The sequence below is a fragment of the Streptomyces sp. NPDC004111 genome, assembly GCF_042874215.1.
Taxonomy (GTDB): domain Bacteria; phylum Actinomycetota; class Actinomycetes; order Streptomycetales; family Streptomycetaceae; genus Streptomyces.
On the sequence record NZ_JBIAMU010000001.1, the window covers coordinates 979,393 to 994,532 of the forward strand.

General features: G+C 73.4%; 14 protein-coding genes. 6 read left to right on the plus strand and 8 right to left on the minus strand.

Translation table 11 applies throughout. From position 1 onward, the window contains the following. Nucleotides 1-21: 21 nt before the first annotated feature. The 3 genes from nirB to ACFYVL_RS04410 are packed head-to-tail and all read left to right on the plus strand — an operon-like array spanning nt 22 to nt 4,429. Nucleotides 22-2,628: a nitrite reductase large subunit NirB gene (gene nirB, locus ACFYVL_RS04400; protein WP_389241321.1), complete on the plus strand. Its 2,607-nt coding sequence runs from the start codon at nt 22-24 to the stop codon at nt 2,626-2,628. Then, the gene (gene nirD / locus ACFYVL_RS04405; protein ID WP_389241258.1) at nt 2,625-3,080 is read left to right on the plus strand and encodes a nitrite reductase small subunit NirD; all 456 of its coding nucleotides are present in this window, start codon (nt 2,625-2,627) and stop codon (nt 3,078-3,080) included. Before nirB ends, nirD begins: the two co-directional genes overlap by 4 nt. Beyond that, nucleotides 3,077-4,429 carry a nitrate/nitrite transporter gene (locus ACFYVL_RS04410; RefSeq protein ID WP_389241259.1) on the plus strand — a complete coding sequence of 451 codons (1,353 nt, stop codon included), beginning with the start codon at nt 3,077-3,079 and terminating at the stop codon, nt 4,427-4,429. Before nirD ends, ACFYVL_RS04410 begins: the two co-directional genes overlap by 4 nt. A 25-nt stretch (nt 4,430-4,454) precedes the next feature. On the opposite strand, the gene ACFYVL_RS04415 is transcribed toward ACFYVL_RS04410, so the two are convergent. Continuing rightward, nucleotides 4,455-5,546 (minus strand): YihY/virulence factor BrkB family protein, encoded by a 1,092-nt coding sequence (locus ACFYVL_RS04415; RefSeq protein WP_389241260.1) that lies wholly within the window; start codon nt 5,544-5,546, stop codon nt 4,455-4,457. Between the two features lie 85 nt (nt 5,547-5,631). Here ACFYVL_RS04415 and ACFYVL_RS04420 point away from each other — a divergent pair, with 85 nt between their 5' ends. Next, complete coding sequence (locus ACFYVL_RS04420) at nt 5,632-5,955, plus strand: L-rhamnose mutarotase (protein ID WP_389241261.1); 324 nt, start codon at nt 5,632-5,634, stop codon at nt 5,953-5,955. Between the two features lie 136 nt (nt 5,956-6,091). Next, entirely contained in the window at nt 6,092-6,601 is a 510-nt protein-coding gene (locus ACFYVL_RS04425) for a protein phosphatase (protein WP_389241262.1), read from the plus strand. A gap of 25 nt (nt 6,602-6,626) precedes the next feature. Here the strand turns inward: ACFYVL_RS04425 and ACFYVL_RS04430 are convergent, their stop codons facing one another. After that, nucleotides 6,627-8,201, minus strand: a complete 1,575-nt coding sequence (locus tag ACFYVL_RS04430) for an SPFH domain-containing protein (protein WP_389241322.1) — start codon at nt 8,199-8,201, stop codon at nt 6,627-6,629. Between the two features lie 279 nt (nt 8,202-8,480). On the opposite strand from ACFYVL_RS04430, the gene ACFYVL_RS04435 reads away from it, so the two are divergent. Beyond that, nucleotides 8,481-9,428 (plus strand): RNA polymerase sigma-70 factor, encoded by a 948-nt coding sequence (locus ACFYVL_RS04435; RefSeq protein ID WP_389241263.1) that lies wholly within the window; start codon nt 8,481-8,483, stop codon nt 9,426-9,428. On the opposite strand, the gene ACFYVL_RS04440 is transcribed toward ACFYVL_RS04435, so the two are convergent. The 6 genes from ACFYVL_RS04440 to bla all read right to left on the minus strand — a co-directional run bounded on the left by ACFYVL_RS04440 (nt 9,425) and on the right by bla (nt 15,094). Then, nucleotides 9,425-10,960, minus strand: coding sequence for an aldehyde dehydrogenase (NADP(+)) (locus ACFYVL_RS04440; RefSeq protein ID WP_389241264.1), 1,536 nt, complete (start codon nt 10,958-10,960; stop codon nt 9,425-9,427). The two genes, ACFYVL_RS04435 and ACFYVL_RS04440, sit on opposite strands and share 4 nt — an antisense overlap. 123 nt (nt 10,961-11,083) lie before the next feature. Continuing rightward, complete coding sequence (locus tag ACFYVL_RS04445) at nt 11,084-12,022, minus strand: DUF5829 family protein (RefSeq protein WP_389241323.1); 939 nt, start codon at nt 12,020-12,022, stop codon at nt 11,084-11,086. Nucleotides 12,023-12,149: 127 nt separating this feature from the next. Next, complete coding sequence (locus ACFYVL_RS04450; protein WP_389241265.1) at nt 12,150-12,833, minus strand: NUDIX domain-containing protein; 684 nt, start codon at nt 12,831-12,833, stop codon at nt 12,150-12,152. After that, the gene (locus ACFYVL_RS04455) at nt 12,830-13,216 is read right to left on the minus strand and encodes a DUF4406 domain-containing protein (protein ID WP_389241266.1); all 387 of its coding nucleotides are present in this window, start codon (nt 13,214-13,216) and stop codon (nt 12,830-12,832) included. Before ACFYVL_RS04455 ends, ACFYVL_RS04450 begins: the two co-directional genes overlap by 4 nt. 41 nt (nt 13,217-13,257) lie before the next feature. Next, on the minus strand, nt 13,258-14,043 hold the full coding sequence (locus ACFYVL_RS04460) for a DeoR/GlpR family DNA-binding transcription regulator (RefSeq protein WP_389241267.1): 786 nt from the start codon (nt 14,041-14,043) through the stop codon (nt 13,258-13,260). A gap of 94 nt (nt 14,044-14,137) precedes the next feature. Beyond that, nucleotides 14,138-15,094 carry a class A beta-lactamase gene (gene bla / locus ACFYVL_RS04465; protein WP_389241268.1) on the minus strand — a complete coding sequence of 319 codons (957 nt, stop codon included), beginning with the start codon at nt 15,092-15,094 and terminating at the stop codon, nt 14,138-14,140. Nucleotides 15,095-15,140 lie beyond the last annotated feature (46 nt).

Below are 15,140 nucleotides of genomic sequence, written 5' to 3' on the forward strand. Positions count from 1 at the left end.
GGCAGGGGGGCCGCGGGCACCGTGCCCGCCGCCCCCGGGACCCGCCGCCTCGTGCTCGTCGGGCACGGCATGGTAGGCCAGCGCTTCCTGGAGGCGTTCGCCGAACGCGACGGCGCCTCGGGCTGGCAGGTCACCGTACTGGCCGAGGAACCCCGCCCGGCCTACGACCGGGTCCACCTCACCTCCTGGTTCGACGGCACCACCGCCGACGAACTCTCCCTCTGGGAGCCCGGGTTCGGCGAGAAGTACGGCATCGACCTGCGGCTCGGCGACCCCGCCGACCGGATCGACCGGGCCGCCCGCACCGTCACCGCCCGCTCCGGAGAGGTCTTCGGATACGACGCGCTGGTGCTGGCCACCGGCTCGTACCCGTTCGTGCCCCCGGTCCCCGGCCACGACGCCGAGGGCTGCTTCGTCTACCGCACCATCGAGGACCTGGAGGCGATCCGGGCCGCCGCCGACCGGGCCGGGACCGGGGCGGTCGTCGGCGGCGGACTGCTCGGGCTGGAGGCGGCGGGCGCCCTGCGCGCGATGGGCCTGGACACGCACGTCGTCGAGTTCGCGCCGCGCCTGATGGCCCTCCAGGTCGACGAGGGCGGCGGCGCCGTGCTCCGCGACAAGATCCAGGAACTGGGCGTCACCGTCCACACCGGCGCCGGCACCCAGACCGTCGAGGCCGACAGCGCGGGCCGGGTCCGGGGCATGGTGCTCTCCAACGGCGAGACCCTCGACACCGACCTCGTCGTCTTCTCGGCCGGCGTACGCCCCCGCGACCAGCTCGCCAGGGACTGCGGGCTGCCGGTCGGCGCACGCGGCGGCATCGTCGTCGACGCCCGCTGCCGCACCGAGGACCCCGCCGTCTGGGCGATCGGCGAATGCGCGCTCGCCGTCGACGGCCGGGTGTACGGACTGGTCGCGCCGGGCTACGCCATGGCCGAGGCCGTCGCCGCGCAGATCACCTCCGGCGAGGGCGAGTTCACCGGCGCCGACCTCTCCACCAAGCTCAAGCTGCTCGGCGTCGACGTCGCCAGCTTCGGCGACGCACAGGGCGCCACCGAGGGCTCCCTCGAAGTCCTCTACGCCAACAGCCGCGAGGGCGTCTACAAGAAGCTGGTCATCGGCACCGACGGCGCCCTCCTCGGCGGAGTCCTGGTCGGCGACACCGAGTCCTACGACCTGCTGCGCCCCCTCGCCCTGGGCGGAGCCCCGCTCACCGCCCCGCCCGAGCAACTGGTGCTGCCCGCCTCGATCGGTGCCGCGCCGGGGCCGGTGGCGCTCCCCGACGAGGCCGTGGTCTGCTCCTGCCACAACGTCACCAAGGGCGCGATCCGCGCCGCCGTCGCCGAGAACGGCTGCACGGACGTGCCCGCGGTGAAGAAGTGCACCCGCGCGGGCACCGGCTGCGGCTCCTGCGTGAAACTCCTCGGCACCCTCGTGACGGACGAACTCGCCGCACAGGGCGTCGAGGTGACCACCGACCTGTGCGAGCACTTCAGCCACACCCGGGCCGAGATCTACGAGATCGTACGGGTCAGGCGCATCACCACCTTCGCCCGGCTCCTGGCGGAGCACGGCCGGCCCGGCCGGACCTCCGACGAGGGCTGCGAGATCTGCAAGCCCGTCGTCGGCTCGGTCCTCGCCTCCCTCGGCCCCGCCCTCGGCGACGGTGTGTCCGGCCACATCCTGGACGGCGAGCAGTCCGCCCTCCAGGACACCAACGACCACTTCCTCGCCAACCTCCAGCGCAACGGCTCCTACTCGGTCGTCCCACGCATCCCCGGCGGCGAGGTCACCCCCGCGGGACTCATCACCATCGGCGAGATCGCCCGCGACTTCGGCCTCTACACGAAGATCACCGGCGGCCAGCGGATCGACATGTTCGGCGCCTCCGTCGACCAGCTCCCCGCCATCTGGCGACGGCTGGTCGATGCCGGCTTCGAGTCCGGCCACGCGTACGGAAAGTCGCTGCGCACGGTCAAGTCCTGCGTGGGCCGGACCTGGTGCCGGTACGGAGTCCAGGACTCGGTCGCCCTCGCCATCGAACTCGAACTCCGCTACCGGGGCCTGCGCGCCCCGCACAAGCTCAAGTCGGCGGTCAGCGGCTGCGCCCGCGAATGCGCGGAGGCACAGAGCAAGGACTTCGGCGTCATCGCCACCTCGGCCGGCTGGAACCTCTACGTCGGCGGAAACGGCGGCACGACCCCGCGCCACGCCGACCTCCTGCTCGTCGACGCCGACCGCGAGACGCTGCTGCGCACCATCGACCGGTTCCTGATGTTCTACGTCCGCACTGCCGACCGCCTGGAGCGCACCGCGCCGTGGATCGAACGGATGGAGGGCGGGCTGGACCACCTGCGCGCCGTGATCGTCGACGACTCGCTCGGCATCTGCGCCGACCTCGACGAACTGATGCAGCGTCATGTCAGTTCCTACGAGGACGAATGGCGCGCCACGCTGGAGGACCCCGAGCGGCTGGCCCGCTTCGTGTCCTTCGTCAACGCCCCGGGCACCCCCGACCCGACCATCCGCTTCGTACCGGAACGCGACCAGATCCGTCCGGCGGACCCGGGTGCGGGAGCGGACACGCTGGTGGCGGGACCGAAGCTGGAAGTGAGGACCCTCGCATGAGCACGGCCGCCACCCCTGTCGCCGCCGCCACCGCCGCCGCCACCGCCGTCTCCACCGCTGCCGTGCCGCCCGTGGTCATGGTCGAGGTCGAGACCGAGGCCGGCTGGACCGCCGTCTGCCCCTACGACTCCCTCACCCCCGGGCGGGGCGTCGCGGCCCTCGTCGACGGCGCGCAGATCGCCCTCTACCGGGACCGGACGGGAAGGGTGCACGCGGTCGGCAACCGCGACCCGTTCAGCGGCGCCCACGTCCTCTCCCGCGGTCTGCTCGGCAGCCGCGACGGGGTGCCCGTCGTCCTCTCGCCGATGTACAAGCAGGCCTTCGACCTGCGGACGGGCAACTGCCTGGACGAGGAGTCGGCCCCGGACGGCAGCCCCGCCACCCTCCCCACCTGGGCGACCCGCCTCACCCCTTCCCCCGACCCCTCCTCGACACGTTGGGCGACCCCATGACCACCACCCTCCTGCGCCCCCCGTCCCGCCGCCGTCCCGCCATCGACCAGTGGCAGCCGGAGGACCCCGCCTTCTGGGCCGCCACCGGCGCCAGGGTCGCCCGGCGCAACCTCGCCTTCTCCGTGCTCAGCGAGCACATCGGCTTCTCCGTCTGGAGCCTGTGGTCCGTCCTCGTCCTCTTCCTCGGACCCGAGTACGGCATCGACCCGGCTGGCAAGTTCGTCCTGACCGCCGTCCCGACCCTCCTGGGCGCCGCCCTCCGGCTCCCGTACACCTTCGCCGTCGCGGTCTTCGGCGGGCGCAACTGGACCGTGATCAGCGCGCTCGCGCTGCTCGTGCCGACCCTGCTCACCGCGTACGTCCTCGAACCGGGCGTCTCGTACTCCACCCTCCTGTGGGTGGCCGCCGTGGCCGGTGTCGGCGGCGGCAACTTCGCCTCCTCGATGGCGAACATCAACGCCTTCTACCCCCAGCACCTCAAGGGCCGCGCCCTGGGCATCAACGCGGGCGGCGGCAACCTCGGCGTCCCCGCCGTCCAGCTGCTCGGGCTGCTCGTCCTCGCCACGGCGGGCGCCGCCCACCCCCGGCTGGTCCCGCTCGTCTACCTCCCGCTGATCGTCCTCGCCGCGGTCGCCGCCGCGCTGCGCATGGACAACCTGCCCGCCCTGCGCAACGACCGGGGCGCCCTGCGCGAGGCCGCCCGCGAACCGCACACCTGGGTGATGTCGCTCCTCTACATCGGCACCTTCGGCTCCTTCATCGGCTTCGGCTTCGCCTTCGGACAGGTGCTGCTGGTGCAGTTCGGGGCGGACTTCCCGACACCGGTCAGCGCCGCGTACCTCACCTTCCTCGGGCCGCTGCTCGGGTCCCTCGTCCGGCCGGTCGGCGGGGCGATGGCCGACCGCTGGGGCGGTGCGCGCGTCACCTTCTGGAACTTCGTCGCGATGGCCGCCGGGGCGCTGCTCGTCCTGCTGGCCTCGACGTCCGGCTCGCTGCCGCTCTTCCTGACAGGTTTCGTCGCCCTCTTCGTCCTCAGCGGCGTCGGCAACGGGTCGACGTACAAGATGATCCCCGGCATCTTCCACACGAAGGCCGCCCGCGAGACGGCGGCCGGGGCGGATCCGGCTCATGCGGAGGCCCGCTCCCGCCGCCGCGCAGGTGCGGTGATCGGCATCGCGGGGGCGGTCGGCGCGCTGGGCGGCGTACTGGTGAACATCGCCTTCCGCCAGTCCTTCCTGACGGCGGGCACCGGCGAGGCCGCCTACCTGGCCTTCCTCGCGTACTACGTGCTGTGCCTGGGCGTGACCTGGACGGTGTACCTGCGCAAGGGGAGCGGGGCGGAGGGCTGAGCGGGGCGGGGGCCGCGGTCCGGATTCAGCCCGCGGCCCCCCGTGTCCGGTCGGGAGCCGGGCCCCTGCGCCTTCCCCTGGCCCAGGCCCCGCGCAGCCTGGCCGGCCACTTCCGGGTGTCGCGCGGCTCCACGTACGGTTCGGCGTCGTCCGGCAGTCCGTCGCTGATCGCCCGCTGCCTGGCCAGCTCCGCGTCGAACTCCAGCCCCAGCAGCACCGCCAGGTTGGACAGCCACAGCCACACCAGGAACACGATCACGCCGGCCAGGGTGCCGTACGTCTTGTTGTACGAGGCGAAGTTGGCCACGTACAGCGCGAAGCCGCCGGAGGCCGCCAGCCACAGCAGCACGGCCAGCACACTGCCGGGGCTCACCCAGCGGAAGCCGCGCCCGCGCACGTTCGGCGCCGACCAGAACAGCAGGGCGATCATCAGCACCACCAGCAACAGCAGCACCGGCCACTTCGCGATCGACCATACCGTCACCGCCTGGGACCCGAGCCCGATCGTCTCCCCCGCCCACTCGGCGAGCGAGCCGGTGAAGACCACGATGACCGCGCTGGCCGCCAGCAGCAGCATCAGCAGCACGGTCAGCCCGACCCGCAACGGCGTCACCTTCCACACCGGGCGCCCCTCGGGCATGTCGTAGATGGCGTTCGAGGTGCGGATGAACGCGCCGACGTACCCGGACGCGGACCACAGCGCCGCCACCAGACCCACCACGGCGACGACCCCGCTGGTACCGCCGCTGCCCTGGAGCTGCTGCACCGCCTGCGTGAGGATGTCCTTGACGGCACCGGGCGCCAGCGACCGCACGTTGTCGAGCACGGTCCGCGTCGCCGACTCGCCGATCACACCGAGCAGCGAGACGAGCACCAGCATCGCCGGGAACACGGACAGGACCCCGTAGTAGGTGAGCGAGGCGGCCCGGTCCGCCAGTTCGTCGTCCAGGAACTCCTTCCCGGTCCGCCGTAGGACGGCCCACCAGGAGCGGGTGGGCAGATCCGTGGGACTCGCCGGAGCAGTCTCCTGCCGCCCCTCCCGCACGTCCCGCTCCTCCCACGCTTCCGGCTCCTTCGCGTCGGCCGGACCGGGGATGTTGCCTCCACTGGCTGTCATGGCACGCGGGTACCCCCGGCGGACTCCGCGTACCTTTCCCATCCTCCGCTTTTCCTATAGCTTCCCGACCTGGAGGTGATCTTGCATGGAGCGGATCGCGCAGGTCATCCGGGTCCGGCCGGAAAAGGTCGCGGAATACCGGAAGTTGCACGAAGCGGTACCCGAGGCGGTCCTCGCCCGGCTGCGGGCCAGCCACATCGCCAACTACTCGATCCACCTGCTGGGCGACCGGCTCTTCAGCTACTTCGAGTACCACGGCGAGGACCTCGCCGCCGACCTCGCCGAAGTCGCCGAGGACGAGGCGACCCAGGAGTGGTGGAAGCTGACCGACCCCCTCCAGGAGCGGGTGCCGGAAGCGGCGGAGGGCGAGTGGTGGGCGCGTGCCGAACAGGTCTTCCTGATGGAGTGAACCAGGACCGCCCGCCGGGTGCCGGAACGGACGCCCCGGCCCCCGACCCTTTGCGGCCCGGCGAAGTCCGCGGGACGATGCGCACCGGGACCCGGAACGCGGGGGCGTCCCGGCTCCGGCGCGAAGGAGGCCGCAGATGAAGGTCCGTCAGCAGGGGAACGGCCCGGAGCCGCGGGCACCGTGGGACGAGATCGTGCCGGGCCTGTGGATGGGCGGGCACTACTGGGACGGCCCGGCGGGAGAAGCGCTGCCGGCCGTCGTGCACGACGAGTTCGACCTCGTCGTCAGCCTGTTCACCCGACCCGGCCACGGGCCCTCCCCGGACGTCGAGCACCTGGTCGGGGAGATCCCGGACGATCCGCTCAACGCCGAACAGCTCGCCACCGTGCAGGAGTTGGCGGAAGCGGTGGCCCGTGCGGTCCGGGCCGGGCGCGTCACCCTGGTCCGCTGCTCGGCCGGCTACAACCGTTCCGGTCTCGTCGTGGCGCAGGCGCTCGTGGAGCTGGGGCACGTGCCCGCGGAGGCGATCGGCCTCGTCCGGCGCAAGCGGTCCGCCCAGGCACTGAACAACGCCACGTTCGAGGGCTACCTCACCGCCGGCCTGGAGACGGCCCGCCTCCTGACCGACCTGGACGCGCCCGCCTGACCGGGCGCGTCCGGACGACCCCCGCTCAACGGGGCCGCACGGTAGGCGCGTTGTGCAGATCCACCATCGTGCGCACCGCGGGCGGGAGCCAGTCGTCGGCCGCCGGCGCGTGCTCGCCGGTCAGCTCCCGCAGGACCTCGGCGCAGGTCGGACGGCGCGCGGGCTCGGCGTCCAGGCAGCGGGCGACGAGCGGGGCGAGGGTGGACGGCAGCAGTTCCAGGGGCGAGCGGCAGGCGGAGTCGTCCGGGGAGGGCGCCGCGCCGGCGGCGTGGCAGAGCACCATGCCGTAGGCGTAGAGATCAGTGGCGGAGCTGGTGGCCGCGCCAGCGAGCTGCTCCGGTGCGAGGAAGCCCCGGCTGCCCATCACCATGTGGGTGCGGGTCAGCGCGGCACTGTCGAAGGCGCGGGCGATGCCGAAGTCGATGACGCGCGGTCCGGTGGCGGAGACGATGATGTTGCCGGGCTTGAGGTCGCGGTGGATGATGCCGGCGCCATGGATGCCCTCCAGTGCTTCGGCGACCCCAAGTGCCATGCTGTGCAGGGTCCTTGGCGGCATCGCACCGTGGAGTCGCAGTACGTCGTGCAGCGAGGGACCCGGGATGTACTCGGTGACCAGCCACGGGCTTTCGGCCTCGGCGTCCGCGTCCACCACGGCCGCGGTGTGGAATCCGCCCACCCGCCGGGCAGCCTCGATCTCCCGGGCGAAGCGCTCCCGGAACGTCGGGTCGGCCGCGAACCGGCCGTGCACCACCTTGACCGCGACCATCCGCTCACCGGGCGACCGGCCCAGGAACACCGTCCCCATCCCGCCCTCGCCCAGCCTCGCGGTGAGCGTGTAGCGGTCGACGCGGCGCGGGTCGTCCTCCCGCAGCGGCTGGGGCGCGCCCTCCTGCCCGCGCGGTGGGGGCGGGGTGGGCGACGGCGGTACGGGCGGTCCGGAGCCGGGCGCGGTGGCGGCGACCCGGTGGGCCAGGATCGCCGCCACGTCCCGCTCGGTCTCCGCCTCCAGCAGCGCCTTCTCCCGCATCGCCTCCGCCTGCAGGATCGACGCCCGCTTGTCGCGATCGGCACGCAACTGCTTCTCCAGCGAGTCCTGGACGGAGGTCGGCGGTTCGACCGCCTTCAGCTCGGCGCGGTGGACCAGGACGCCCCACGGCAGGGCCGCCTCGTGGAGGACCCCGCGCAGCGCCGCGTTGATCTCGGCACGGGAGGTCAGGAGGCGGTCCAGGTCCATGCCGCCGACGATGTCGCGCAGCGTGGAGCGGGAGAGCTGCTCGATCGCCTGGAGGTGGTCGGCCACCTCGTACGTCGCGGCCCGGGGATCGGTGACCTCGTAGTACACGCAGTGGTCGATGGTGCAGACGACGCCGTTGCGGATGAACGTCGGCTGCGGGGGGAACGACACGACCTGCTCGCGGAGGTCGATCCGGTGGCGGACGGAGTCGACGAACGGCACCACGAAGTGCAGGCCGGAGCGCAGGGTCCGCGAATAGCTGCCGAACCGCACCACGATGCCCGCGTGGGCCTCGGGAACCACCTGGACCGCCTTGACCAGGGTGACGACGAGCAGCAGCGCCAGCAGCACGGCCGACAAGAGCACGAGGGTCAAGGGGGGCCTCCACGCTCCGGGCACCCCCGCCCCTGCGCCGGAGATGCGTTCCTGCCGAGTCTTCCAGGAACGGGCGGGGGCGAACCCCTGTGCGGGCACCGTTTTTGCCGGGCCGGCCGGTGGGCGTCGGAGCGGCGGGGCGGCGGGGCGGCGGTGACGGATTTTCGTGGGCGTCGTCCGGGACCGTGTCACAGGGGCTCGGGCCGACTCGTCCCAAGGGGTGGGGGCGGTACCCGCACCGCGGGAGAGACCCGGAGAGAGGGGAACGACGTGACCGAGGCCGAGGAGTTCGAGGTGTTGCGGCCGTTGCTGTTCTCGCTCGCCTATCGCGTTCTCGGCAGTGTGGGGGAGGCCGAGGACGCCGTGCAAGAGGCGTGGCTGCGGTTCGACGCGGCGGCGACCCGGCCCGTCTCCACCCGGGGCTTTCTGTGCACCACGGTGACCCGGATCGCCATCGACGTGCTGCGTTCGGCGCGGGTGCGGCGCGAGGAGTACATCGGGCCGTGGTTCCCCGAGCCGCTGCTGAGCGACCCCTACCAGGATCCGGCACGCGCCGCCGAGCTGGCCGACTCCGTGTCGGTGGCGGCGCTCCTGCTGCTGGAGCGGCTCAGTCCGCTGGAGCGTGCGGCGTTCGTGCTGCGCGAGGTGTTCGGCTTCGGGTTCGACGAGGTGGCCGAGGCGGTGGGGCGGTCAGAGGCGGCCTGCCGGCAGCTCGTCGTACGGGCGCGGCGGCACATGCGGGACGGGCGGCCGAGGTTCACGGCGGACCGGCGGGAGCGGCAGGAGCTGGCGACGCGCTTCTTCGACGCGATGCGGGACGGTGACGTGGACGGGCTGCGGAGCCTGCTGGCCGCCGACGTACAACTCGTCGGGGACAGCGGCGGCAAGGCCCCGCGGCTGCCCCGGGCCGTGGTGGGCGCGGACGGCGTGGCCCGGGTGCTGGGCTCCTTCTTCCCGATGATGGGGCGCATCAGGGTGACGTTCGAGACGCGGGAGATCAACGGGCAGCCCGGGGCGGTCTTCCGCGACCGGGACGGCAGGGTCCTCAACACGCTGGTCCTCGACGTCGTCGACGGGCGGATCGGGGCCGTGCGCGGAGTGGCCAACCCCGACAAGCTCGGCCACCTCGGACCGGTCGCCGACGCCTGGGCCCTCGACCGCGAGGCCAGGCGGACGCGCCGCCGAGGAGACGCGCCGCCCTGCTCTCCCGTCCGCTAGCCCTCCCGGCGGCCGTCCACCGTGCGGGGCAGGCCCAGCGGGTTGCCCTCGCGCAGTTCCGGCGGGAGCAGTGCCTCCGGGGTGTTCTGGTACGCGACCGGGCGCAGCCAGCGCTCGGTGGCGGTGAGGCCGACCGAGGTGGAGGTGGAGGTGGTCGCCGGGTAGGGGCCGCCGTGGTGCTGGGCGGGGGCCACCGCGACGCCGGTGGGCCAGGAGTTGACCAGGACCCGTCCGGCCAGCGGGGCCAGCCGGGCGAGGAGGTCCGCCGCGCTGCCCGACGACGCCTCCTGCGCGGAGACGTGCAGGGTGGCGGTCAGGTTGCCGGGCAGCCTCCCCAGCACCGCGTCCGCCTGCGCCTGGTCCTCGTACCGTACGACGACGGTGACCGGGCCGAAGCACTCCTCCAGCAGCAGGTCGTGCGGGCCGTCCTCGGCGGCGAGCCGGTCCGCGGGCACCGTGAGGAGGGCCGCGGCGACCGTGTGCGCGTCGCCGGGGGCGGGGGCGACGGGCGTCTCGACGGAGGGCAGCCGGGAGCGCTCGCCGACCCCGGAGACGAAGGCGTCCCGCATCCGGTGGTCCAGCATGACCCCCGGCGCGACGTCCACCAGGGACTGGCCGAGTGCCTTCACCAGCCGGTCGCCCGCCGCGTCCGCCGGAACCAGCACCAGCCCCGGCTTCACACAGAACTGCCCGACGCCCATCGTCATCGAGGCGGCCAGCCCCGTCCCGATGTCCTCCGCGCGTTCGGTGGCGGCGGGCCCGGTCACCACGACCGGGTTGAGCGAGCCGAGTTCGCCGTGGAAGGGGATCGGGCGGGGGCGTGCCGCCGCGGCGTCGAAGAGCGCGCGCCCGCCCCGTACCGAACCGGTGAAGCTGGCCGCCGCGACCAGCGGATGCGCGACCAGCGTGACACCCGCGTCGAAGCCGTGGACCAGACCGGCGACGCCCGCGGGCAGACCGTGCCGGGCGGCGGCCCGGCGCAGCACCGCGACGGTGGCCTCCGAGGTGGCCGGGTGGTCGGGGTGGGCCTTGACCACGACCGGGCAGCCCGCGGCGAGCGCGCTCGCGGTGTCGCCGCCCGCGACGGAGAAGGCGAAGGGGAAGTTGGAGGCCGCGTAGACCGCGACGACGCCCAGGGGCACCTTGTAGCGGCGCAGGTCGGGGACCGGGGGAGTGGCCGAGGAGTCCGGGTGGCTGATGATGACGTCGAGGAACGAGCCCGCGTCGACGGCGTCCGCGAACTGCCTCAACTGGTAGCAGGTGCGCGTGAGTTCACCGCCAAGCCGGGTGGTGCCGAGCGCCGTCTCGGAGTCCGCGAGGGCCACCAGTTCGGGCCGCGCCTCGTCCAGGAGACCGGCGGCGGTGCGCAGGAAGGCGGAGCGCACCGCCCGGTCGGCGAGCGGGCCGAGGGCGGTGCGGGCGGCGCGGACCGCGGCGTCGACGGCCGCCTCGGTGGCCTCCTCCGCCGCCTGTTCGCGCCGCTCGCCGGTTCGCGGGTCGATGCTCCAGACGGGTACGGGTATTGCTGACACCGGGGCTCCTGTTCCTGCGGCTCGCCTACGGGGTTCGACATTCCGAACGCCGTTCACCATTTCGGCTGTTTACGGCAGGCTAGGCAGGCGCGGGAAGACCGGTCAAGGGTGATCACCGCCGGGTCAGCGGCCGGCGCCCGCCGTGGTGCCGAAGGTCCACACGGCGCGCTTGCCCGGTCCCACCACGAGGTCCGAGTTGCCGATCCGCTCCACGTGCCGGTGCGCGACCGCCCGGTTGAGCCCGAACACGATCTTCTTCAGCCCCGCCCGGTCGCGCGGCACGGAGTCCAGCCGGATCGTCGTGGTGCCGCCCCTGGCGATCACACCGCCGCCCTTGACCGGCCGGACGTCGAAGCCGCCCGCCCGCAACAGCGGCACCGTGTTGGCCAGGTCGCGCGCGGTGACCCCGAGCCGGATCGACGTCACGTCGCGCATCAGGTGCTTGCGGTAGTCGTCGCGGAGGTAGCGGTCCCTGCCGACGTCGCCGGGGTAGCGGGCGGGGCCCGTCTTGCCGCGCGGATCGGCGAAGTACTCGGGCCGGTACTCCATGCCCCAGGTGCCGAAGGCGTCGTACTCGCCGGTGGTGAAGACGGCGTCGAACCACGGCACCGGCTTCCCGTCGCCGAAGTCCCGGGTCTGCTGGAACAGCAGCGGGTCGCTGATCCCCGACTCGCGCAGCCGCTGGATCACGGTGTCCAGGTCGCCGTCCCGCTCGGTGGAGATCCCCATCCCGGCGGCCCCGAGCACCCCGTCCTGGCCGGGCAGGTCGCCCACCCCGAAGAGTTCCAGATAGGTCTCGCGGCCCAGCAGGTAGCGGCCGGTCCAGACCTGCCCGCCGGAGCCCGTGGTCGTACGGACCTCGAAGTCGGCGAACGTGCGCAGATAGGCGGAGTGCTCGATGGCGTCGGCGGTCGCCCGGTCGAGCACGCCGTAGGCGTGGTTGTAGAAGAGGAGTTGCCGTCCGGCGGCGGCCGGGTCCCTCCCCGCATCCGTGGTCCGGGCGGCGCTCACGCCGCCCTGGACCACCCCCACGGTGAGGATCACGGCAAAGGCGATGATCATTCGCAGAACATGGCGAATCAACATGCGAGGGATCGTAAACCGAAAAGAACCGGCTTCACAGCCTCAGGAACGAGACACGCCCGCCGTGCCGGAAACCGACGTCCGCCGCGGGGCCGCTCGCGCGGGGTCAGCCGAGCGGGGCGAACGGGCCTTCCAGGGCTGCCCATTGGAGCAGCATGATGGTCTTCGCGTCGGCGATCTCGCCCGTTCTGATCCGGTGCAGGGCCTCGGTGAAGGGGAGTTCGAGGGTCGTGATGTCCTCGCCCTCGGCCGCCACGCCGCCGCCCGCCGAGGTGGCGGTGTGGCGGCCGTAGGGGGCGGCGAAGAAGTGCAGCCGTTCGGTGACGGAGCCGGGGCTCATGTAGACCTCGAAGACGCGCTGCGGGGTGCCGACCGTGTGGCCGGTCTCCTCGGCGGCCTCGCGGCGGATCGCCTCCTCGGGGCCGTGGCCGTCCAGCAGCCCCGCGGCCGTCTCGACGAGCATGCCGTCCGGGTGGCCGTTGACGTACGCGGGCAGCCGGAACTGCCGGGTGAGCAGCACGGTGGCGCGCTGCGGGTCGTACAGCAGGATCGTCGCGCCGTCGCCCCGGTCGTAGGTCTCGCGCTGCTCGCGGCTCCAGCTCCCGTCGCTGTGCTGGAAGTCGAAGGTGGTCCTGCGCAGCACGTACCAGTCGCAGGACAGCACCTCCACGTCCCGGACCCGCACCCGGGGGTTGCCGGTCAGGTCGCGGCCGTGGGTGTCGAGGGCGGTCCGGCCGCGGCGGTCGGGGACGTCGATGCCGGGGGTGCCGGGGGAGTCGGTGTGGTTCATGAGGTGGTCGCCGCCGGGATCTCGCCGAGGTCGGTGAAGACCCGCGCGCCCTGGGAGCGGGCCTGCGCGACCATCCGGTCCGCGCCCTCGGAGGGGCCGCCGATCCGCAGCACCGCGTCGCAGCGGGCCAGCAGCCGCTCCGCCACCGGGTGGAAGATCTCGTCGTAGAGGCCGTCGCCGGGGCCGGTGCTGCCGGCCGTCTCCAGCAGGGGCAGCGCCAGCGCCTCGCCGGTGACCGGGAGGTGGCCGGCCCGGAAGAGGGCGAGCGCGGTCTCGTTCATGGCGGTCACGTGCGCGTGCAGCTTGGCGGGGTCGTCGCCGGTGCCGGATCTGTAGGGCCCGGCGACGAGGATCATCAGCGGGCCGTGGGGTGCGGTGGTCATGGCTGTCTGCTCAACTCCTGGTGGTGCGGCGGGTACGGGGGTCAGACGAGGCGCGTGTGCACGCCCGCCTCCCGCAGAGCCGCGAGGGTTGTCGGTCCGTGCGGGTGGGTGGCCGCGTCCTCGGCGGCGGTGTCGGTCACGAAGGTGTCCACCGCGCCCGGCGCGGCGACCCTGCTGAAGGAGCGGACCCCGAGTTTCGTCGCGTCCGCGACCGCCACCGTGCGCGCCGACTGGGCGAGCCCGGCCTGTTTGACCGCGGCGTCGTCGAGCGAGAACTCCGACCAGCCGTGCTCGCCGTGCACCCCGCCGATCGACATCACGAAGCAGTCGAACGCGAGGGCTTCGAGGGTACGCAGCGCCAGCGGCCCCACCAGCGAGCGTTCGCCAGGGCGGGAGCGCCCGCCCACCACGAGCAGCTCGATGCCGGGCCGGTCGGCGAGGCGCACCGCCGCCTGGATGCTCAGCACCGCGACGGTCAGCGGGCCCCGGGCCGCCAGGTGCTCGGCGACGTGCACGGTCGTCGTGCCCGCGTCGAGCAGCACCCGCGAGCCGGGTTCGACCAGTTCGGCGACGGCCCTGCCCAGCCGGTCCTTGGTGGCGGACTGCCACGGCTCCCGGGCGGCGAACCCGGCGCCGTCCTCCCGCGCCCGGGTGGCGACCGCACCGCCGTGCACCCGCTCGACCAGGCCCTGGCGCTCCAGTTCGGCCAGGTCGCGGCGGACGGTCATCTCGGACACCCCGAGCCGGTGCGCGAGCTCGGACACGGCGACCCGGTCCGAGCCCTGCACGAGGCGCAGGGTCACATCAAGGCGATTGGCGACTCCCATGCCCCCTTTCTAACACGAGATTGTTCGAGTGAACATTTGAGTGTGCGTTTTTTCGGGTGCGTCGCTCAGCCGCGTCCCGCGCGTGGGGGGGTGCTCAGGCACGCCCCGCGAGTACGGAGACCACGTACCGCGCCGTCTCCGCGATCAGCGCCTCCTTCGGCTCCGCCTCGTACCCGGCCCGGTCGGTCAGGACCACCAGGACGAGCGGGGCGGCCCTCGGCGGCCACAGCACGGCGATGTCGTTGGCCCGCCCGTAGTTGCCGGTGCCGGTCTTGTGGGCGACGGTCCAGGAGGCGGGGACGCCGGCCAGGATGCGCTGCTGCCCGGTGCGGGTGTGCAGCAGCCAGTCCTTCAGCAAGGCGCGCTGCCGGGCGGGCAGCGCGTCCCCGAGCAGGAGGCCGCGGTGCAGGCCGGCGGCGGCGCGCGGGGTGGTGGTGTTGCGCGGGTCGCCGGGGCGGGCGTTGTTGAGCTCGGGCTCGTACTGGTCCATCCGGCTGACGGAGTCGCCGAGTCCACGCAGGTACGAGGTGAGCCCCGCGGGTCCGCCGATCTCGCGCATCAGCAGGTTGCCCGCGGTGCCGTCGCTGTGGCGGACGGCGGCGTCCATGAGTTCCCGGACGGTCATCCCGGTGCCGATGTGCTTCTCGGCGACGGGGGAGATGGAGTTGACCTCGGCCCGGGTGAAGGTGACGCGCTTGTCGAGATGGGCTGGCGGACGCGCGTGCAGCACCGCCGCCGTCGCGAGCGTCTTGAAGGTGGAGCAGAAGGCGAACCGGTCGTCGGGCCGGTGGGCCAGGGCCGTCCCGCTCCCGGTGTCCAGGGCGTACACCCCGAGCCGCGCGCCGTGCGCGCGTTCCAGCGCGGCGAACCGTGCGGTGTGCCGGGCGGCCCCCGCCGCCTCGGTGGCCGTGGCGGACGCCGATGGCGGTGCCGCGGACGGGGAGCCCGGGGCGCCGGACCCGCTCCCGGAGCCGCAGCCCACCAGCCCGAGCGGCAGCACCGCCCCCGCTCCCAGCACCGCACGACGGGTCGAACCTCCGGACGCGGCCATCACCTGCTCCTCCCCGCACGCCCCGAGCGGGCGGCAGTGCGGAACG

Excerpts from the sequence above, each read along its gene's own strand:
- ACFYVL_RS04420 (WP_389241261.1), top strand. The coding sequence starts at position 5,632 with ATGGAGCGGATCGCGCAGGTCATCCGGGTCCGGCCGGAAAAGGTCGCG.
- ACFYVL_RS04425 (WP_389241262.1), top strand. The coding sequence starts at position 6,092 with ATGAAGGTCCGTCAGCAGGGGAACGGCCCGGAGCCGCGGGCACCGTGG.
- ACFYVL_RS04415 (WP_389241260.1), bottom strand. The coding sequence starts at position 5,546 with ATGACAGCCAGTGGAGGCAACATCCCCGGTCCGGCCGACGCGAAGGAG.
- bla (WP_389241268.1), bottom strand. The coding sequence starts at position 15,094 with ATGGCCGCGTCCGGAGGTTCGACCCGTCGTGCGGTGCTGGGAGCGGGG.
- ACFYVL_RS04455 (WP_389241266.1), bottom strand. The coding sequence starts at position 13,216 with ATGACCACCGCACCCCACGGCCCGCTGATGATCCTCGTCGCCGGGCCC.
- nirD (WP_389241258.1), top strand. The coding sequence starts at position 2,625 with ATGAGCACGGCCGCCACCCCTGTCGCCGCCGCCACCGCCGCCGCCACC.
- ACFYVL_RS04445 (WP_389241323.1), bottom strand. The coding sequence starts at position 12,022 with ATGATCATCGCCTTTGCCGTGATCCTCACCGTGGGGGTGGTCCAGGGC.
- ACFYVL_RS04460 (WP_389241267.1), bottom strand. The coding sequence starts at position 14,043 with ATGGGAGTCGCCAATCGCCTTGATGTGACCCTGCGCCTCGTGCAGGGC.
- ACFYVL_RS04410 (WP_389241259.1), top strand. The coding sequence starts at position 3,077 with ATGACCACCACCCTCCTGCGCCCCCCGTCCCGCCGCCGTCCCGCCATC.
- ACFYVL_RS04450 (WP_389241265.1), bottom strand. The coding sequence starts at position 12,833 with ATGAACCACACCGACTCCCCCGGCACCCCCGGCATCGACGTCCCCGAC.